Source organism: Amycolatopsis sp. WAC 04169, assembly GCF_003947535.1.
GTDB lineage: Bacteria > Actinomycetota > Actinomycetes > Mycobacteriales > Pseudonocardiaceae > Amycolatopsis > Amycolatopsis keratiniphila.
The window spans coordinates 37,015-58,884 of sequence record NZ_QHJI01000021.1 but is presented as its reverse complement, the minus strand read 5'-3'; the positions used below and the strand labels follow the sequence as shown (position 1 = coordinate 58,884).

The following is a 21,870-nucleotide window of genomic DNA, read 5'->3' as shown; positions in this document are numbered from 1 at the left end:
GCGTGGCGGGCGCGGGGGTCGTGAGTGGCGATTCGGGTTCTAACCCTCTTTGCCACTCACGACCCCCGCACCGACCACGCCACCTCTAGCGGACACGCGCGCATCTCGCCCGGCGATGTTCTACTCGCGCATGATCGCCGCTGTCCGACAAAACTGGTCAGCGATTGGTGAAAAGATCAATGACCTCGCTGGACGGTCGATATTTCACATAGGTGCAGCTCTCGAACACACCTGCCCACTTCCCCATCACGCAGAATCCTTCAGCAGCTGCGTAATTGGCGAACTTCCCGCGGTGGACCAGATCCTCGGCAGAACTACCGGGAGCCGTCACGACCAACGCCGAAAAGGCGAGCAGAACAACACCAAGAGATTTCTTGACCATCACCACTCCGATATCGTCAATGAGCACACTCGACCAGGATATTTCGGCGGAAGCATGCCAAAAGCGCCGGTCACACTATAGGAGACTTTATGCCCCGCACGCTTCTTGGAGGGCTTTCACTCACGAAGGAGGAGCACCCGAGTGGGTCGTGAGTGGTGAGTGTCGTTCTAACGACATGTCTGAGTTCAGGACATGTCGGACAGTTGATGTTTCAGGACCTCACGGACACTGATCGGCCTGTCGGTGTGGTGACCAGGGTGTTTGTGGTGATCATGCGGCGATGGGCAGTACAGGGTTTTCGATGGATCCTGAGTTCGTCGCCGCGGTCGCTCGGGCAGCCGTGGGCGAGAAGGTCAACGTGTCGCAGTTCTGCCGTGAGCACGGGGTTTCCCGGGACACGTTCTATCGGTATGTGGCCCGGGTGCGGAGCGAGGCGGCGAACGGGTTCATCCGCCGCAGCACCGCCCCGCGCCACCGTCCCACCGCATTAGGCGCGGAGGTGGCCGAGGCGGTGCTGCGGGCCCGCAAGGAACTCGCGGACGAGGGCTGGGACAACGGGCCGATCTCGATCCGCTGGCGGCTGGAGAAGGCGGGGTTCGCGCCGGTGCCGTCGAAGTCGGCGATCTACCGGATCCTGTGCGAGCACGGCCAGATCGAACCGGAGCCCCGCAAGAGACCCCGCACGAGGCGCCGGTTCGAGTACTCCGATCCGAACGGGTGCTGGCAGATCGATGGCATGGAGTACTACCTGGCCGACGGCCAGAAGGTCTGCATCGTCCAGATCCTCGACGACCACTCCCGCCTCGACGTCGGCTCCTACGCCGCCGCCAGCGAGAACGGCACCGACACATGGGCAGCGCTGCAACAGGCCTTCGCCGGCCACGGTCTACCGGTCAAAGTGTTGTCCGACAACGGATTAGCTTTCTCCGGAAAACACCGAGGGCAGATGGTCGAACTCGAACGTCACCTCGCCGAACACGGCGTTACCGCCATCGCGTCCAGGCCCTATCGCCCGCAAACCTGCGGCAAGAACGAACGTGTCCACCGAACCCTGAGGAAATGGCTCGCCGCACGCCCTCCTGCCGAGAACCTTGCCGTCCTGCAACAGCTACTCGAGGACTACCGCCACATCTACAACAACCACCGGCGCCACCAAAGCCTCGACGGCCACACCCCACGGCAACGCTACGACGCCAGCCCCAAAGCCACCCCCGCCACCGGCCGCAACACCCCCAGCGGCCGCACTCAACGCACCGTCTCAGCCACCGGCGTCATCGCCTTCTCCGGCTGCTCCATCGTCCTGGGCCGAAACTGGACCGGACACACAGCCACCGTGTTCTGGCAAGGCGACCGTGTCACCATCATGATCGGCGACACCATCGCCCGCCAGCTCACCCTCAACCGAGCAGTACGCTACCAACCACTCAACACCAAACTGTCCGACAAGTCCTGAAACACATCTGTCCGTGAGGTCCTGAAACAGCACATGTCGTTCTAACGACACTCACCACTCACGACCCACCGGCTAGGCCGTGCCCCCCACGATCGTGCTCGGCCGCGGCCAGCCGACTTCCCCGATCAGCAGCCTGGCGACGGAATCGGCGCTGCGGAGGTTCGCCTCGAAGGTGTGATTCGGCTGTGCCAGCTGGAAGGCGATCAGCTCCCTCGCCGCCGTATAGCGTTCCTCGTGCGCCTCGTGGATCCGCGGCTTCTCCGTGCCGTCGAACTCCAGCGGAGGCTGGTGATACCGCTTCATGATCTGCTCCGCCTGGGTGAACAACTCGACGACTTCGGGGTCGGAGGGCTCCCGCTGAGCGATTTCCTGGCGCGCGGTCGCGAGCAAATCCTCACGCCGTGGCAGAGGATTGTCGGGCTTCGAATAGGCCTCCGGACCGTAGAGCCCGGAGAGTTCACGCTGCCCGTCCACCCGGAACCGGGCGAGACCGCTCTCCTCATGCCCCTCCGGCCGCGTGATCACTTCGACCTCCACCCGTGCCAGCACCTGCTCCAGCGTGATCGTCACCACCTCTTCGGGGTGCTGCGCCAGCCGCAAGCGGGCCCTCTCCTTGACGAGAGCTTCCACCTTCGCGGCACCTTCCATCGCCTGGCCTGCGGCGAAGACCGCTCCACGGACGCGAGGCAAGGCGTCCGGACTCGCCTGGACCGCCGCGTCGACGAACCCGTCGACCATCAGGTACAAGGACGCTTTCCCGTTGTAGGTCAGGTTGCCGTCCTCGTCGAGCCGATCCATGAGGTTCACCCGGGCGTTCCCACGGGCTTGCCCGACCTCCCATTTGGTGAGGCCGACGCCGGTGAGCTCCGCCAGCGCTGCGTTCGAGTACACGAATCCATCCGGTCCCCTGACCGAATCCATGGACTCGACCCAGGCACGCACCCAATCCACCTCGATGCTGAAAGTGTCTTTCACCTCTAGCCCCAGTTCCGGCAGCAGACGAGTGCTCCGGCTCAACAGATCGACGGCTCTGAACTCACGTTCCCGAACAGCTTCGTACCAGGTCGCCGCACGCGCTTCACCGGATGCGGGCGGACGCCAGCCGGGTAGAGCGCCGTAAGGAACACTTCCATTCAGCAGCCAGCCAGGAGCAGGCACCACCGCCGGCATCGGCGCCAGGTGACCGGCCTGTGACACCGGAATCGACGGCCCCGACGACGAGCTCGCCGCGAACGGCTGCCCTGGCCCTTCGAGAGCGCCGGCCATGGGCTGGACCGGACCCCCTTGCGCGATTCCCTCGCTGTTCGGCACCAAGGCGGCGAAGACGCGGGTGATCTGGTCAAGATCACGAGTGGCCAAGCTCTTCTGGCCGAAATCTCCCTCGGCCAGGTCGAACTTCACGTGAGCGACGGCCGGATGCTCATTCTTGAGCGCGTGAACGACGTCGATCGGCATGCGACGCGCACCCTCTGCCGGCAAGCTGTAGTGCTTCGACAGCTCTGACGCCTCGCTTCGCGCGAGCTTTTGGATCCCTGCCGCGAGTTCCTTCCCCCAGGACATTCCGTCCGCCTCGTCCTTTCCGCCGACGGTGATCCGGATCCGCACGGGTTCCGCGCCACTGATCACCCGCCAGGCTGACGCGCGCACGGCGGTGCGGACGGCCGCCTGCACGTTCTTCGGCAGGACATTTCCCGCGTCATGCGTGATCTTTCTCTGCGGGATGTGCTCGACCGCCAAGTCCGCCAAGGCGAGCTTCGGTGGCCGCGTCCCGTCCGCCCGGACCAGGTGGCTACGGGCTTCCAATGCGGCACCCACGATCTTGCCGCCGAAGTACACCACACTGGTAGGAGCGATGATCGCTCCCTTGCCCCAGCGCGCCTTGACAGCTTCGATCAGCTTCTTGTTGTGTGCGACGTTGCAGGAAAGCAGCCGGAAAGGACGGTTCCGGTCAGGGTGGGCGCGCTGGTACGCGGAGGTGGCGAAGAAGGCGTCCGCTGCCGTGTCCCCCGTCACCGTGAACCGATCCCCCAGCTCGTAGGGAAGAGCACCGGGCAACGCCATGCTGACATTCGCCCGGCTGCCGTGCAGGATCGTACGCCAGCTCGGCGCACCACCAGGCGTGAGATGCGGGTTGCCGGGTTTCGTGGGGAAGTGGAAATACCCGCCGCTCAAGAGCGGACCGGTCCGCGCGTCGACCGCCGCGAACCGGACCAGATCGACGTGGTCTCGAGGGAAGAACACCCCGTGAACCGCCGAGTCGGGAGTCTTCAAGGGGTGACTGACGAACTGTGCGGGCGTGGGCAGGACTGCCGGCACGCGGTCGAAGCCCTGCTCGGTGAGCCTGATCCGGCGGAGGCTTGTGAGCTCTACGGGGCCTCTCGCCGCGACGGTGGCCCGCGAATAGCCACCGCCGGCGAGGTCTGTCGTGAACTTCTCCAGCTCGCTGAGCCTGCCCTCGACCGGGATCAGGAACGGAGTTCGCTCGCCCTGCGGCCAAGAATGGCCGTCCGCCTCTCTTCCCAAGGCCACACGCAGTTCTTTACTGTCACGCAACGCCAATCCCGGTTCTCCGATGGCGGGTTCGCCGTCGGAGCGCTTCAGGTGGATCCGGCCGGCGTCGGCAGGCTTGACAAAGATCGGAAGGGCGTTGTGCCAGGGAGCTTCCACCTTCTGGCCGTCCGGCCCCAGAACCACCTGCCCCATGGTCGAGGCCGCGCCGCCTGCCCAGGCCTGAACCTGTCGCAACGCGATCTCGTCCCCCTCATGCCGGACGAAAAGCGCCGCGGGCAGCCTGTCGGGGCCGAAGACCAGTTCGGTTCTGACCCGGTCCGCGAACAACCCCGAGACCAGCTGGAACCCGCTCGACGCGTCGCTGTTCGTGGCATACACGGGGTTGAACAAGCCATGGGCCGCCAACGTCGAGCTCACATCGAACCGGATCCCACCGGGCCGAGCCTCCCTCGCGTCGAAGTCGCCCACGAGCACCACAGGTTTGCGCGTATCCGAAGCCAGTACCTGCCGTGCGCCCGGTACCGAAAGGAACAGGTCCGCGATCTCCCGTCCACCGAGCGGAAGCCGGACGTCGCGTGACCGCACGGCGACGTGGGCCACCGTGTCGTCACCGGGTACCACCATCACCAGCGGGGCCGGCTCGGGGCGATTCGTCCCCCAACTCGCCGTCACCGCCGCGGCGACCTTCCGCGCCGTGACCGTGGCGGAGGGCCCTGCCGTCCCGGACAAGGTGAACACGTCCGGCGCGACCGACAGTTCAAGGTCGGTGAGCGGCGCGATCAGGCTGTAGCCGACCCGCGGGGACTGCGTGAACCTGAGCCCTCCTTCGGCCACCACGTAGGGCCCCTGATAGCTGACCAGTTGCACCGGCGTGACCATGCCGATGAGGACGTTGAGGAACTCACCGACCCTCTGATCGGTGACCGTCTGGTTCCCCGAGGAGAGGACGATGATGGGCCGTCGCACCGGTTCTCGCAGATAGCGCTGGAAGGCCTCGCTGTCGTGAAGACGGCGCATGGTCTCCGCCGGAGTGAGAATTTCCGGGCCTACCCCGAACCCGGATCCACGCGGCCAGAGCCTGAGCACGAGCGGAGACGGACGATGATCGGTGACGAGGTCCGACCAAGGGGCGAACTCGACCTGAGTTTCCCCATATTGGTTGATTTCCCGCCGGATCATTCTCAGCGAATGCGGAGTCGCGTTCGCCCATGAACCGCTCACCACGGCCGCGTCCACGTCGTCCGGCAGCAAGGAGATCAGGTTTTCCTCACCGTACAGATTCCGTGCGGCGAACACGGAATCACCGGCATGGGTGGCCGCGTTCGTTCCGAGGACGAGCGCCCCGCGGTCTGCGTCGGCTCCTCGGTGGTAACCCCTGATACGACCGTTGGGCAGGATACGCACGCTCCTGTTCAGCAGGCGCATGGTAACCGAGATTTCAGCCAGCGAGGGTATGTCGCGCAGAGCGGCCTGAAGGCTGAACACCTCGGCCTGCGTCACATCGCAGGCGAACAGCTCGATCTGCTCGATGGCCCCCCAGGACACAAGCTCGGCGGGTACGCGGGCAAGCACCTCCGCGAGCTCACGCGAACTGTGCGGCACCAGGCTCCCATCGGCTCGGGGAAGGTCCCATCGACCCGCCCGATGATGAACCACCAAGGGAAGCGCGTCGGTTCGGATCGGGGCGAAGGCCCGGCTGACGTGGGTGAAGTAGGCAGGGCCGACAAAAGCGACACCGGTGTTGTGCTCCAACGCCAGGGCGGCGACCCTGCCCCCGGCAGGTGAGTGCAGGGTGAACAGGCCCTTCGACGGCACCGGGGCACCACCCAGTCGTGGCATGCCGACGACATCGCCCAGCAGTCTGGCCGTTTCCTCGAGTTCTTTCAGCTCGACGCGGACCATCAATCCGGAGGCGATCAGCTCCACAGCCCCCTCATAGCGCAAGCGATGTGCTCGGTGCAGCGGCGGTTCCTGGCCGGCGAACACGCGTGGAGGCTGGTTGTACCGGTTCATGATCTCCCTGGCTTTGACGAAGACCGGTTCGTCCGGCTTCGTCAGCGCCAGCCTTTCCCGTGCCTGGCTCAAAAGCCCCGCGCGGCCGGGCCAGGGGTCGTTCGGATCGGTGAACGCTTCGGGTCCATACAATCCGGACAGAGCACGTTGCCCGTCGACACGAAGCCGCACCTTGCCGATTTCGACGTCACGCCGAGGGCGGGTGATCACGGAGATCGAGATCTGCCCCGACAGCTGCTGAGCCGTCAGCGGTACGGCACCCTCGGGGTACTCCTCCAGCCGTTGTTCGACTGTCGTCCTCACCAGTGAACGGACCAAGTTCGCCCAGCCGGATTGGCCCTTCGGGACGACCACCTCACCACGTACTCGAGGCAGCTCGCCAGGATGGGCGCGCGCGGCGGCGTCGACGAAACCCTCCACCATCAGGTGGATATGGCTACGCGCCTCCTCGGGCAGCTCACCCCGGCCGAAGTCGAGCCTGGTCTCGTAAGCAATCCTCGCCCGGTGCCAGGCCAGCTGGGCCCCCGCCGGGTTCAAGGCGAACCCGGACAGCTGCCGTATTTCGTCCCGGCCATAAGGGCCCGTCGGTGTCAGGTCGTCGGTCCAGGCCAGTCGCGGGCGTTCGGCATGGGCCATTTCCTGCGCCCAGTCGCCTGCCCAGTTCAGCGGGGTCGAATCCGGATCCAGAATGAGCTGCATCCGCACCAGGTTCCAGATTTCCGTTGGCAACCCGAGGGGTTTCGTCCCCTTGGACAGGAAATCGTCGAAGCGGGCCTGGTTGACGAGACTGCGGTTGCGCACGTAATCGTCCAGCGTGCTCGGGCCCGCACCGTCGAGGAACGGCCGGAACGCGAGTACGTCCGGCGGCGTGAGTGTCCGGCCGAAGGCGGTCGGCTCGCGTCCCACGAGCCCGCTCAGCGGGGTGGGCCTGGTCCCGGTCACCGTGCCCTGGGAATCGACCTCGACCCGCCCATGCCATCGGGAGAGATGTACGGCGGTGGACAAGGCCGTGCGGAAGCTCGCGAAGAAATCCCTGACGGACTCACGGGCCGATTTCGCGAGCGTGAGGGTTCCGTCCGGCAGACCGGGCACGTCACCGGTGACGACGGTGCCCTCAGGCAGGAAATGGACCCGCTCTCCCAAGAAGTAGGCCTCGACCTTGAGATGCGACAAAGCGGGTATCTCGGCAAGCCCGGCCTGGAGCCTTCCTGGCGCCTCCTTGGGAAGGTCACAAGCGTAGAGCACGACACGGGAGAACTTCTGCCATTCGATCAGCCTCGCCGGCATGCTGGCGAGGCTCTCCGCCAGCTCCCGATAGCCGGCTGAGCCACGCTGACCGGCGGAATCCGGGAGACTGAACCGGCCGTCCCTGTGGTGCACCACAACGGGAACGGAATCGTCCGTGCGTTCGGCGAATGCCTTCACGACGTTGCCGAAGAAACGCGGGTCGACGAAGGCCACACCGGTGTTCCGCGGCAGCGCCAGCGCGGCCACTTCACGATCGGCGGACGGATGTCCAGTGATGACACGGCTCAGAGTCGGAACCCCGTCGATCCGGCTCGGCCGTGGCCACCCGACGTCAGGTACCAGCATTTCGGCGACTCTCACGGCCAGAACCGCAGACCCGGGATCCGAGCTGTACAGCATCCACGCGATCAACTCCGTTGCCGCGAGGTGACGTTCCCGGTGAGCCTGGTGCAAACGTGGCGGCCGACCATCGAACTCCTGAGGCGGCTGGTGGAACCTGGCCATGATTTCCCGTGCCCGGCTGAACTCCGGGCTGTTCCGGTCCACTCCCGCGAGCAGTTTCCGCGTCACCGCTACGAACGTCTTGACCCGAGGAAGCGGGTTCTTCGGGTCGGAATAGGCCGACGGACCGTACAACCCGGTCAGCTCACGCTGCCCGTCGACCTGGACCTCGACGACTCCGATCCGCGGGTCCTCGTCGGCAAGGGTCAGCGCGTGGACGGAGACACGTTCCGACAACTGCTTCGCCGACGTCGTCACCGTGTTCTTCGGGTACTCGGCCAACCTGGCTTTGATCGTCGAGTCGATCCGGGCGAGCAGACTGTTCGCGGTCACTGCCCCCAGGGAGCGCGGACCGACGAACACCTCACCTCGTATCGAAGGCAAGGACTCCGGTCGCGCCTGTACCGCGGCGTCGACGAAGCCCTCGACCATGAGCTTGATCTTGCCCAAAGCCGGCTCGGGAAGAGTGCCGAAATCGGTCGTCCGCGTCTCCAAGTAGGCCCGGGCCCGCCCCTTCGCCGCCTTGATCTCCCAGGGGTTCAGGACGTTTCCAGAGGCCTCCGCCGCTCGCTGGTCTCCGAGTCGATGCACGCTCGGGGATCCGGCCCAGTTCCTCGCCAGTTCCGGCGGTACCGCGTCGAGTTCGAGCTGGTCCTGCACCAGCTTCCACAGCTCGACGGGCATCGGGGTGGGATTGCCCTTACCCATCAGCAGTTTGAGGTTCTTGTCGTTGACGAGGCTGATGTCCCGCACCTCGTCCACCAGGGTCCTCCCCGCCGGCGACGGTGCCCAGTTGACCAGGTCCGCCGAGGCGGCCGGTCCCCTACCCGAGGTTTCCGAAGTGCCGACCCGACCGTCGGAATGGAGATGGATCCGCCCGTCCCGCCAGGAAGCGATCGAAAGATGCGTGCCGACCGCCCAGGAGAAGAGCGTGCCGGGGAGATCGGCCACCGACGCCAACGTGGTCTTTCCCGGCAGCATCGAAGCGAGGAGAGCCTGAGAGTTCCTCGCGTTCGCGTACGGGGTGCCCCGGCCGTCGTGCACCGTGACCAGGTCGCTGCTCGCGGCCGGACCGGTCGCCTGCCGCACCACCGCGGGAACATGCTCCGGCCCGCTCTCTTGCCGGGCCTTGCCCTTCCCGGAGACGGTGTCCCGGTGCGGGAAGAGCGACTCAGGAGCCGAGACCTCGTGCTCGGCCACCCACGAGACGAACTCCTGGGGAGTCAGCTCGAGCTGCCGGGCCGCCGACTCCACCGCGAACAGCGGCCCGTCATCCGACAGCACGGCCCGGACCCGCACGGGGCCACCGGCGGAATCGAACATCCGCCCCTCGGGACCGGCCAGCCGCTCCCACAATCCGGCCAGCGCGTCGCCGCCCGGCAACCGCGACGCCACGTCGACCATCCGCTCGGTTCCCGTGGACCTCGACGAACCGGCTTCGCTCGCCTGCCCGGCTCGATCATCGCGCGGCGCACCGCCCAGAAGCCTGCTTTCCCGGGGCCAGCCCACGGCGGCGACCAAGGCCCGGGCTCGTAATTCCGCCGCCCATACCTCTTCGCCCGGAATGATGGGCACCGTTCGTACCAGGTCCCAGGCGACGAGTTCGGTGGCGGCCCGGCGACGCTCCCGATGCGCCTGATGCAACCGGGGCGGTTCTTGATCGGCGAACACGCGAGGCGGCTGGTGATACTTGTTCATGATCTCGCGCGCCTGAGCGAACGCTGGATGGTCCTCGGCGAGCCCGGCGAGTACCTTCCGCGCCTCTGCCAAGTGCGTCTGGTGCGAGGGAAGCGGGTTGGCCGGGTCGGTGTACATCTCGGGGCCGTAGAGCCCGGACAACCTCCGCTGCCCTTCCACCCGCACCTGGACGACGCCGATCTGAGGGTCACCGTCTGGCCTGGTGAGCGCGGTGATGGACACACGGGCGAGCAACTGCTCGACCGACAGCGACCTCACGTGCGCCGGATACTGCTGTAGCCGGGAATCGATCTTGTGCCCGGCCGTCGTCCGCAGATGGGACACCCCGGTGGACGAGCCCGGTGCGACGAAGACCGCGACCTGGATTTTCGGAAGTATCCGTGGGGGCGGCTGAAGCGCGGCGTCGACGAATCCGTCGATCATCAGGCCGATGGAGAAGTGCCGGTCGATTCCGTCGAGCTCACCACTGGCGCTCAGCCGGGTTTCGAAGGTGGTTCGCGCGCGATTCCATGCCTGCTGCACTTCGGAGGAGTTCAGCAACCCTCCCGAAGCCGCCGCGACACCGTGCGTCCCGCCGAACCGCGCCTGGAGCGGCTGACGTGGCCCCATGTTCTCGGCCCAGGCCCGTGCCCAGCTTGCCGGTGTCCCGTCGTTCCTGAGGTGGTCTCGTACCATCTCCCAAAGTTCGAGAGGCATCTTGCCCAGCTCATTGGGCCCGATGAAGGCGTTGAAGTTGCGCTCCCCGGCGATGGTGTGGTTCTCCACCACGTACTCGTTCAGGGTGCGCGGCCCCGGCGTACCCGGCATCGGTGGCTGCCACCCGATCACGTCGGCGGGTGGAGGCGGCTCTTCCGGCGTCGTGGAAGCCGCGGCCCTCGACGAACCGGCTTCCGTCGACGGAGCAGGCTGGTCGGCCCGCGGCGCGCCGCCCACGACTCCGCCTCGACGTGGCCAGCCCACCGCCGTGACCAGGCCACGCGCCCGCTCGATCGCGGCCTGCTCGCCATTCCAGAGCAGTTCCCAAGCGACCAGGTCCGTGGCGGCCCGATGACGTTCCCGGTGTGCCTGGTGCACCCGCGACGGCTCCCGCTCCACGAAGACCCGGGGAGGCTGGTGCAGTCGATTCATGATCTCTCCGGCCCGGGCGAGAACCGGAGCACCGTCGGCCAGCCGCGCGAGATCCGCACGCGCCTGGTCCAGCTCCTTCCAGTGGCGACTCGGGCGATCGCCCGGCAGGGAATAGGCCTCGGGACCGTAGAGACCACTCAGCGCACGCTGCCCCTCCACATGGACCTGCACGACACCGATCTGCGGATCGCCGTCGGGGCGGGTGAGCGCGGAAACCGACACCTGGGCCAGCAGCTGGTCCGCCGTGACCGTCACCACGCCAGGCGGATAACTGCTCAGCCGCAGCCGGATCCGGGACTCGACCACCGCGCCGAGCCCGTCGGTACCGGCCAGGGAACCCGGCGCGACGAACACCGCGCTCCGCACTCGTGGCAACGAAGCCGCCGGCGCCTGCACCGCGGCGTCGACGAACCCGTCCACCATGTACTCGATACGGACCCTGTCCTCCGCCGGGATCTCGTGGCGCTCGTCCAGCCGGGTCTCCTGCGAAACCCTCGCGCGGCCCCACGCCTGCGCGACCTCCCAGGCGTTCACCACGTGACCCGACTCCCGGGCGAAGGTGTCCGCCTCCCGGAAGCTTCCCAAGGGGTGGTGGGGAGAACCCGTGCCTTCGAGCCAGGCGCGGACCCAGCTCTCCGGCATGGGCTCGCTCACGCGGTCCCGAACCTCCGGCGACTCGCCGCCCCCTAACCTGGCGACCAAACGGCTGATCAGGTCGGAGACCACCAACTGGCGCGCGTGCCCGAGCAGTGTGCTTCCGGAGTCCCCGGGACGCCAAGTGAGGAACTCGGCCGGAGGAACCCCGTCCTCCCCGAACCGCGCCACCGACAATCCCGGATCGGCCGAAGCCGGGTCGGCCAGGACCGGGACGATGGCGCCCGGCGGGGTCAGCGAAAGCGTCCCCTCCGGCAACGCGCGCTGATCACCGAAAAGCACATCGCTGTCCGGCGTGATGTGGATGCGTGTGTTGAGCTTGATCGCTTCGACATCGAGGTGTGCCAGCACCGGCAGCTTGGCGACGGCGGCCTTGAGCTTGCTCAGGCTCTCGTTCGTCAGATCGCAGGCGAAGAGGGAGACCTTCGAGAATCGCGCCCACCTCACCAGGCTCAGCGGCTGGCTCGCGAGCGCCTCGGCGAACTGGAAGGGGTCATAGGGGAACTCCCGCTTCCGCGCGTCCGGCAGGAAGAACCGGCCATCGCGGTGGTGAACGGCCACCGGGATCCGGTCGTCCGGGTGGTTTTCGAAGGCCCCCGTCAGGTTGCGAGTGAAAGCCGGGTCGACGAAAGCCACACCCAGGTCGAGGGGCAAGGGCAGTGCGGTGATCCCGTCGGCCGGTCGCCGGCCCGGGGCGCCTTGGGCACCGAGTCCGCCCACCGCCAGATGCCCGTCCGAGGTGACGAGGAGCGGCGCCTTGCCCCGCTCGAACTCGTGGCGCACGGTCGCACCCAGGTCGCGGCTCAACGCGGAACCGAGGAGCTCCAGATCCGCCCGGTCGCGTCCGGACAGCATGATCTCGTCGGCGTGGTTCCACGCGCTCCCCCGCAGCGCCGCCGCCAGCTGGTGCGGCTGTGGCCGCTCGCCGTCCTTGGCCAGGACCAGCTCGAACATCCCCGGCCTCGCCGTGCCTGGCACCGGCCGGGAATCCCGCGCCCCCGCCCAGAGCCCCCCGCTGAACGGGACGGTCAGCAACGGCCCATGAATCCGAGCAGCCGGGAAGAGGGAAAGAGGCGCCGCGAGGCCCTTTTCCGCCGCCCAGTCCCTGAAGGCGGCCGGATTCAGCTCGACCGGACGGCCTTCCGGGTCCGCGACGGCGAAGACCGGTCCGTCGGCGGACCTCCTCGCCTGAACGAACACCGCGAGTTCGGCACCGGCCAGCACGTGTCCCGCCCCGGCCGCGAGCCGCTCCCAGAACGCGGCCAGCTCGCCTTCGTCCGAAAGCCAGGAAGCCAGGGGAACCCGGGACGTGAGTTCACCCGGCCTCGACGGCACATCCGACGCGGGCAGCACTCCCTCCGCGACGTAACGGGCGTAAGCGTCCGCACGCGCGGCGTGCGTCTCCAGGCCGACACCGGCCAAGACGGCGAACTGTTGCATCGCGTTCGCCCACTGCTCGCTGAGGCCGTGCCAGGCCTTCGGGTCCTGCCACTCCCGGCCGGCCAGGTCGGCAGTCGTATCGAGCGCCTTCTGCAGTGTCTCTTTGACTCCCCTCGCCGACTTGACGAGCTGTGCCTCCCGCGCGGGCTGAACCTCCAGCCCGGCGTAGCGGTCGCCGTCGTTGAGGAACCTGGTGACCCCTGCGACGCCGAGCACGATCAGCCCGGTGAGCAGGGGCACTCTCGCCCGCAGGGCCGAGTTCACCGCGGCTCCGGCCGGGGTCCGGCGATCCGGTTCGAGTTCGCCTGCCGCGTACAGCGCTTCCTTCAGCGCGTCCGGATTGGCGAGCAGAGCGTGGAAAGCCGGGTGCTGCAGCAGGAAGTCGCGCCCCACCCGCGGCAGGTTCACCGTGGCAAGGTGCGCCAGCCGGGTCAGGAGCGCCACGTCCTTTTGCGGGCCCAGACCGGCGAGAAGGCCTCCCTCGCGGAACGGGTTGTTCTCTTGCTCCAGCTGGTGGGCGACGTCGTCCACCAGGCGTCCGAGATCGTCCGGGGACAACGGCCGGATGGTTTGCCGCTGCGTGTGGCCGTCGATGTCGATCGCACGGACCGGGATGTTCTCGGTGGCGAACATCGCCCCGCGGACCATGTCGAGGACTTGGCGTGCGATCGGCGCGGGGACGTTGTCCAGCGCGGTCTCGAGGCGCCGGAAGCGCTCGTCGACCTCCACCCGGACGGCGGGCCGGTCGGTCGTCCCGCCCAAGGCGGCGAATTCCTTGCGCAGGATCTTGAGATCCTTCTCCCGGCTCACGGCGCGATGCACGGAGGTGGCGTCGCTTCGCGCCTCGCCGACCGGATTCCTGGCACTCGCGGCTTTGATCGTCCGGTCACTGGCGAACGTGGACGTCCGGCTGATGGCGGTGGGCACCCTGATCGCGATCGACGGGATGCCCGGCGCGAGCCCGCCGCGGGTCCCCGCGGGCGGCTCCAGACCGAGCGCCGCCAACCCCGCGCGGTCGACGAGCAGATCGATCCGGCCATCCGGGCCGATCCGGAGGGGCTTGCCCTCCTTTCCATTGGCCTGCTTGAAGATCATCGTGAAATCCGGGACCGCGCTGACCCAGAAGACACCATCGCCCCGGCCTTCCGGGGTCCCGCCGAGTTCGATCGGGACCTCTTCGGCGGGAGCTCCGAACTGCCGTTCCTTGCCGAGTTCCCCGACCAGCCCGGAGACCGGCCCACCGAGCAGCCCGCCCGAGACCGTACCCTCGTGCGAGCGCTCGACGGTGGCCCTCGTCGCGGCGTCACGGCCGACGGTCAGCGACGCGCCCTCGATCTCCCGGACAAGGTACCGGTCCCCCAGATCCAGCTTGATCCTGACGGAGTCGATGGTCGTACGGCTGCCCACGTCGACGAGGTAACCGTCCTCGGACAGCAAGGACGGCAGGCGTCGTCCCAGCAAGGGCGCCTGCGTGGCGACCAGGACGGCGAACGTGCGCTCCGCGTTCATGCTTTCGACGGTCTTGTGGATCTCCGCGTAGAGTTTGGGCGCCTCGACGGGGAACCCCCAGAGCGCCGCGTCGTCCGGCCAGGAGGCACCGCGCCCGTCGTCGGCCCAATGCTCGCGCAGGGAGCCGGTCATGGTGGGCGAGGGAGAGCCGCTGTCGGTCAGGAAGGCGGGCAGCGTGGAGCGCACCACGGCGTCCAAGGTCGACGGACTCAGCTTTTCGATTTCCCGCACGTGCTGGTGGCGGATACCCGGCACGTGGCGGGCATAGACCCCGGACCTGGCCCAGGGATGGACCTCCACCCAGACCTCGAGATCGTGGATCCGCTGCGTCGCTTTGCCGTTCCAGGCGAATTTGACGGTCGTGGCGGCGGCCCGCTCAGGCCCGCGGAAGGTCGTCCGCGCTCCCTGCACCCCGGCGTGCGGCGAGATCGCTTGGTCCAGCCCGAGTTTCGAAGAGCCCGTGAACTCGGGAATCGGCAGCTTCGGCGCGCTTTCCGCGGTAACGCCGTAGGACTTTTCCCAGGCGACGCCGCCACGGTGCCGCGTCGTCGTCGTACTGGACGACTCGACGCGGTAGTCGAAGCCGACCGGATTCTCCTGGCCATGCGGCAACCTGGCCTTCAGTACCAGTACCTGTTCGAGCTTTCCCGAGTCGAGGTCCCGCCTCCCGAACCGCACGGCGCCACCGCGGAGCATCGCGCGCACGGTGTCACCGAACCCGCCGAGCGCGAGGTGTGTCCCCAAATTCCCCAGCATCTCGTCGTGCAGTGCCCTGAATTCGCGCTGGACCTTCGGCTCGGTGATCTTGGCTTCCCAGGCGCGCAATTCCGTCGTCAGGTTCGCGATCAGCCGGGGCACCACCGACGAGTCCGCCGGGTCGAGATCACCAAGGATGTCTTCGGGGCCGTTACCGGACGAAGACCGGGCCTGAGTCCCGGCGGAGAGAGCCTTCTGGTCGTCCGGGTGCAGCTTCTTGAGTTCGGCAGGCGGGAGGCCGCCGATCTCGGCGAGTGCCGACGCGGGAACCCAGCGGAGTTCCGCCATCGGGACGTACTTCTCCAGCGACCGGCTCTTCGCCTCTCCGGTGTGCCGTCCGCCGAGCATGCCGGTACGCCCTTCGAGCACCGACAGCGTCAAGTGGTGCCGGTGATCCCAGGCCACGAGGTAGGCGCGTTCGGTCGTCTCACGGCGGGTCTCGTCCACCACTGTTTCGGAGCCTTCGTCGCTCCGCTCGCGCGCCAGTCCTCCCTTGGCCTGGGCACCGACGGTCGCCAGGCCACCCGTGGGCACCGTGGCCTTGGCGGACGCTTCAGCGCCGAGTTTTCTGCGTTCCTCGGGGGAGAGTTCCGTCGTCGTCCGCGTCGTGTCGGCGAAGACGTGCGCGTCGTCCAGCCGGAGAATCTGCGGCTCCAGGAGATCCGTCTTCAGCTCCACCGTGCCGTGCAGGTCGCGGCTACCGGTCGCGAAGAAGCCGCCTTCGTTGAAGCTGTCCAACGGAAGCACGTCGGATTTGGCGGTCAGCGGCAGCCTGGCCTGACGTGCGGCGTGGCCGGCCCAGGTTTCGATCTTCTGTTGCGAGGCGTCGCGCGCGGACTCACCCTCGTGGTGAATCCCGAGCGGTGTGGGCTTTTCCCCGGCCGCGAGGTGCTTGACCGCGCCGGCGACCCGATCGCGGGTCCGGTCCGGTTCGGGCAGCAACCCCGAGAACCCTTCGATGATGGTCGCCGGGAAGTCCAGGAGAGCTTGCAGCGAGTCGAGCTCGGAGCGGACCGGCCGTCCCCCCGGCCTCAGCGCCGAAGTGTTCAACCCGGCTTGATCGCCCCAAGTGGTTTCGTCGAGATGCTCGATCCCCACCCCGACCCTGACCCCCCGCCGGGCCGGCGCCGCCACCTGGAGCCGTGCCTGGAGTCCGGGAATCGGTACCCCGGCTTCCGGATCCTCGAACTCGAGCTCCTTGTCGATGTTCGCCCAATCGGTGCCCACCCGGAAGTTGAGGGTCATCGGGTAGTTGAAGAGGTGGACGGCGTCCGCGCCGCCGGGCCAGCCCTGTTCCTTCCGGATGGACTGGCCGACGTTCCAGGCCCGCTCGTGTTCCCGCGAAGCCGACACGGACCCGAGGATCGTCACCGGCCCGGCATCCGCCTCGACCTCGATCGACAGCATGCCCTCCCGCAAGCGGGAACTGCCGACCTGTGAGGTCTCACCGACGGCCACCTTGCTCGCGAGCTCTTTCCACGTGGCCTGCTTGACGTAGTGTCCACGCCCTCGCGCCACCTGGGCGTCGATGAAGAGACTCCGCTCCCCGGGTAGCGGCATGCGCGTTCCGGCGACCAGTTCCCGTACTCGCCCGGGTTCGCCCAGCAGCGCGGCCAGGTCGTCCTGCACCGCCTGGCTCTGGTGGTCGGTGATCTCCTCCTCGCCCCGCAGCACGGCCGCCACGACGCCCGCGATGGTCTTCCGGTCGCTTTCGGCGATCTTCCAGTGCGATGCGGCCCTGTCTGGCACCTCTTTCACGGTCATCCCCGCTTTGGAGGACGCCTGCCCGTCACTGCCCGAGCCGAAGGCCATGGAGGATTCCGAGTCCATCTGCCCCGCCTCGGCGAGATAGACGTGCACGGACCCGGGCACCACCAGTTCGTACACCCGGCCATCACGGGTCGACGGCCGTCGGCCCGCGCTGGAGCCCGAACCACGGCTGACCGGGCGATCGCCGGATTCCGGCATGATCGTCACGGCGAACGGGAAGTCCTCGTCGTGCTTTTCGAACGCGCCGTGGAGCTGTTCGATCGATTCGTGTTCGAGGCTGGTGGCGTGGCTTTCCGAATCGGAGGCGGACCGCGCGTAGGAGGCGGTCACCGAAACCTTGGCGCCGACCAGGTCCGAGAGCGATTCACCGAATCCGCTCCCGAGCGATCCTCCCCATTCCCGCGTGCCGCTCCGCTCGTCCGTGTCGAGCGCGCTGCTCGACCGGCGATGACCGATCGAGCTCTGGCTGCCGCCCGCGTGGGAGGAATGCGGCCGCGACCCCGCTTCCGGTTTGTGCCTACGGACCAGGATTTCCAGCCGTTCACGGTGCCTGAACTCGAACGTCCGTTTCGCGAGACCGCCGGTGACGAGTTCCTTGCCGTGGTCGCCACCGAGGTTGTCCAGCCAGGTCTTGAGGGCGACGACCTCGCCGTCACGCCGTTCTTTGAGGTCGAGCTGTTCGACGATGGCGTCGAAGACCTTCTTCGTCCCCTTGAGTTCGACGTGCTTGATGCGTTTGTGCACTTCGGCGAAGTCGATCGCCCGCTGCCCGGGTGGCCTGCCGCCGACCGGAGCGGCCGGTGTCAGAGGTTCCGCGGGTGCGTTCTTGGGCCAGTCGAGTTCCAGGTCGAGGACCACGTCGTCGCCCGGGTCGCGCTCCCGCGTCCCCCGCGAGTGCCCCTTTTCGAAGACCTTGACCCGATACGTCACGTCATGCCGCGAGCGAGTGCCTTGCCGCTGTTCGGTCACGTCGAACGCGCTGCTCGACGTCCGCTTCGCCACGACGCCGCTCTGGGAAGCCGAGCCGATCCCCCGTAGCCCGCCGGAGACGGTCACCGGTCCGGCGGGAGCGCTGAAGCTCGTCGGATTCACCGGTGTCCGCTCGATCTGGTCGGCGGCCTGGATCGTTTTCGCCAGATGCTCGCTCGACGTCACCGATTCTGTCGTCCGGTCCACCGGATTTTGCGCCGTATCGATGGCGTGCACCTCGACGGTGACGCTCAGCCGAGGGCTGATGTCCAGCTTGAGGCCGTCCAGGGTGGCGCCGAAATCCGCGAGCTTGGCGTCGGACAGGTTCTCCCGCACCCAGTCTTCGTACTTCGACACCTTGGCGAGGACGGCCGTCCGGACGGGTTCGAAATCCGGTACCGCGACCAAGGAAGGACGGACGAGCCGGGCGAACCCCGCCCGCGCCTCGGCATCGCTTTCGATGAGCGTGGGCATCGAGGGTGAGAGCGGGAGGGTGCCGAGCGACGGGTTCGACCGCCGCCACAAGCCTCGCGGACCGCTGTCGGATCCTTGGGAACGCGGCCGCGACCCGGACGAGCCGCGGCGGTGGGTCGACAACGGCGGCGGTGGGTCGGGGTCCTTCTTGGGTTTCGGGGCTTCGGCGGGCCGATGCATCGAGTTGTACGGCTCGCTGGAGACGACCGAGGTCGAGCCCGCCCGCGCCGGGTCGGGGTTGCGGAGCCCGCCGCCGTGGTCTCCGGCGGCGAGGGACAGCCCGTCCAGTACGGCCATGGTCTCGCGGGCGATGAACCGCTCCGTCTCGGGGGATGGCCCCATGATGCCCCGCACCGGCTCGCGTCGGGCGCCGGCGGTCGCATCGCGGTAGCCGTCCTTGCCGCCCGCGGCGTGGACGATCTCGTGAAGCATGGCGCCCGTACCGGAACCGAGGAACCACTCGACCTGGTTGGTCTCGCCCTCCCCGTTCTTGACGGTGACCGGAAGGCTCTCCCCGGAATACCGGTCCCAGCCCTCCGCGAACCCGTCCGCGGCCACGGCTTCCAGGCGCAAGTGGGCGCGGTCGCCGTTGCCGAGGCGCAGGAGGTGCGGATCGGTGGCGGCTTCGAGCCTGGCGAGTTCCTTTTGCAGCGACTCGATGAGGGTTTCCCGGGTCTTCTGATCGACGTCGTCGGAAACCAGGGCCAGCGGGACCGCGATCTCCCGGATCCAGGTCCCGTTGGCCAAGCGGCCCCGCCGGACGGAGAACCGGATCTGCGTGATCCGGCCGCCCAGCTTGCCGTCCTCGCTCTCACCTTTGGCGTAGGGCTCGAAGCGCTCCGCCTTGTAGGGCGTCGCCGTCAGTGTTCCGCGGAGTTCTTCCCACTCCGCCCACTCCGCGCGGCCCATCCGCGCCGGGGGCTCCTCGCCGTGGAGCGCGGTGTGCGGGGTCTCGTCGACGTAGGCGACCGGGATCAGCAACGCCTCGTCGGAACCGGCGTCGTCGCGCGTCTGTCCACGGTTGTCTTCGCGTCCGGCACCGGTGGCCGGACGCGACGGCGCGTCGGCCGTGACCGAGGTCCGGGCCTCCGCCGCTCGCACGACCGGTTCGGCGATCTTCCGGTCCGGTTCCAGCCGCGCGGGTGCCGGGCGGCTGGGGGTGTCGGACGACTGAGCGGTGTGCGCGGCAGCCTCCGTGACCGGCTTGCCTTCGACCCGGGCAGGGGTCGCCGCGCCCGATCGTCCGCTCTGTGGCCCCGCGGTCTCGACCTTGGGCTCCGTGAGTTCTGTCTTCCCCGGCCTGGCAGACAGGTCGGCGGTCGTCCGCTCGGGTGCGGATTTCTCTGGGAGGGTCGCGCGGTCGCTCGTCGGTATTTCGGCGGCCGCCGGACGGGTGACCGCCGGCTGCGGCCGGTTCTGCGGGCTTTCCGCCGCGACCGGCAAGAGTTCGGAAATCACAGGTGCTTCGGGAGCGGGCGCGGTCTCCGCACTGGTGGTCGCGGAAGCACCCTCGACCCGCTGCGGGCTTTCCGTCGAGATCGGGGCGCGCTCGGGAACCACAGGGGCTTCGGGAGCGGGCGCGGTCTCCGCGCTGCTGGTCGCGGGAGTGCTCTCGGCTCGCTGCGGGCCGGCCGACGAAGTGTCGACCGCCTTCGTGTCGGGCGCCTGCGCGGGGGTGGCCACGCCGGTGTCTCGCGCGGCCGCTGTTTCGGGCGCGGCGCCGGCGCCGCGCTCCGGAGCCGTCCTACCGGCGTCGGTACCGGCGGCCGGTTGCGTGGCGGCCGCGGTGGTCGAGGCCGCGGTGGTGGCCGTGGAGCGGCTAACGTCCACCGCACCTGGCTGCGGTTGTGCCGCGGGGGTGAGTAATTGCGCCGTCACCTTTTCGTCGACGGCGGCCGGGCTCGTGACGGCCGGCTCACTCTTGTGTCCGATGTGGACTGTCGAGACCGGGTCGGCCACCGAAGCCACCGGCGCAGTGGAATTCTCGTGTCCCGCGGGGGTGAAGAGAGTGCCGAGCGCCTGCCCGGGCGTGGTCGAGGCCACCGAACGCTGTGCCGCATCGGCCGCGATCGTGTCCGCATAGGACGGTGGCGGGGCGAGGAAAAGCCGTTCCCCAGTGGTGAGGCCCCCGTCGGCCTTGCCACCGGCTTTGATGTCGGCCGTGAAGTCGGTCTTGATGTCCGCCTTGACGTCCGTCTTGACGTCCGTCTTGACGTCCGTCTTGACGTCGCCGGCCGGGATCGTGAACTCCACCGCCTTCGGCAAATGCCCCAGATCGACCAGCAGCGCGTCGAGGCGGCCACCAGCGCCATTACCGCCGCGGCCACCCCCGAACCCCGACAACGCCCCCAGCATCCCCAGCCACGGACTCGCGTGTGGCGACCCGGTCGCCAGGTTGATCACCGGCGCGGTGATGAACACCACGCCGACCTGACCGGCTCCATACGACAGGTGTCCCAGCGCCTCCACCGAGCCGGGGATCGCCCGCGGCGCAACCGCCAGGCGCTCCCCCGCCTCCTTCAGGGCCTCCAGCGGCACTCCTTCGACCTTGACTCGATCCGCCAGCAATCTCGCCGCTTCGTTGTCCCCCCACCCCGCCGCGGCACCCCGCGCCCATACCGCAGCCGCGTGGAAGATCCCCGCGAACGCGCCGCCGAGAGCCCCGCCACCGAACGAGCCCAGCAGCGACTTGCCGTCCAGCTCGTCACGTTTCCCCGCCGCGATCTGACCGGTCTGGATCGACAAATCCAAACCGCCCATGATCCCCGCGCCCGCGAGCGCGAACTTCACCGTATGCGGTGCCGCGGCCACCACCCCGGCACCGATCGCCTTCAACACGTGGATCCCGAGTTCCCGATTGACCTTCATCGCGGCCAGCGCCTGCATCTTCGACACCAGACCACGCCAGATCGCCATCAACGCCTGCCGCGCCGTCAACTGCGCCAGCCCCACGAACGCCGCACCGATCAACGTCGCCAGCAGATGAATGATCGTCGCCAACGCCATCGCCGCCATCGCGATCATCATGACCTTGGCCTTCACCACATCCGCCGCGGCCGTTTTCGCCATCCCCGCCAGACTCGACGCCGACTCCCCCAGCGCTTCGACCCCGGACACCACGTCCCCACCCAGATAAGACCCGAAAAACTCCCCGGTCTCCCCCACCAGTGCACCCGGAACCCCCGCACCACCGGCCCGCACCGCCTCGCGGTAGTCCTCGGCGGCCGCTTCGAACCCACGCCACGCCCGCTCCAACTCCGACAACGCCTCGTCGTTACCCTCCGGCCAGGGCATCCCCAACGTCACCAAAAAGAAGGTCTGCAACTCGGCAGGCAACTTGACCGAACCACCCGACACTTCTCTC

The 21,870-nt window shown here is 68.0% G+C and carries 3 protein-coding genes; 1 reads left to right on the top strand and 2 read right to left on the bottom strand.

What is annotated here, in order from left to right; all coding sequences use genetic code 11:
- Window positions 1–157: 157 nt before the first annotated feature.
- The gene (locus DMC61_RS40250) at window positions 158–409 is read right to left on the bottom strand and encodes a hypothetical protein (protein ID WP_125695674.1); all 252 of its coding nucleotides are present in this window, start codon (window positions 407–409) and stop codon (window positions 158–160) included.
- Window positions 410–683: 274 nt separating this feature from the next.
- On the opposite strand from DMC61_RS40250, the gene DMC61_RS40245 reads away from it, so the two are divergent.
- A complete protein-coding gene (locus DMC61_RS40245; RefSeq protein WP_125695673.1) occupies window positions 684–1,835 on the top strand; it encodes an IS481 family transposase in 1,152 nt (383 codons plus the stop codon).
- A gap of 72 nt (window positions 1,836–1,907) precedes the next feature.
- On the opposite strand, the gene DMC61_RS40240 is transcribed toward DMC61_RS40245, so the two are convergent.
- Complete coding sequence (locus DMC61_RS40240; RefSeq protein ID WP_125695672.1) at window positions 1,908–21,863, bottom strand: hypothetical protein; 19,956 nt, start codon at window positions 21,861–21,863, stop codon at window positions 1,908–1,910.
- Window positions 21,864–21,870 lie beyond the last annotated feature (7 nt).

Coding starts and splice junctions, on each gene's coding strand:
- DMC61_RS40245 (WP_125695673.1), top strand. CDS start 684: ATGGATCCTGAGTTCGTCGCCGCGGTCGCTCGGGCAGCCGTGGGCGAG.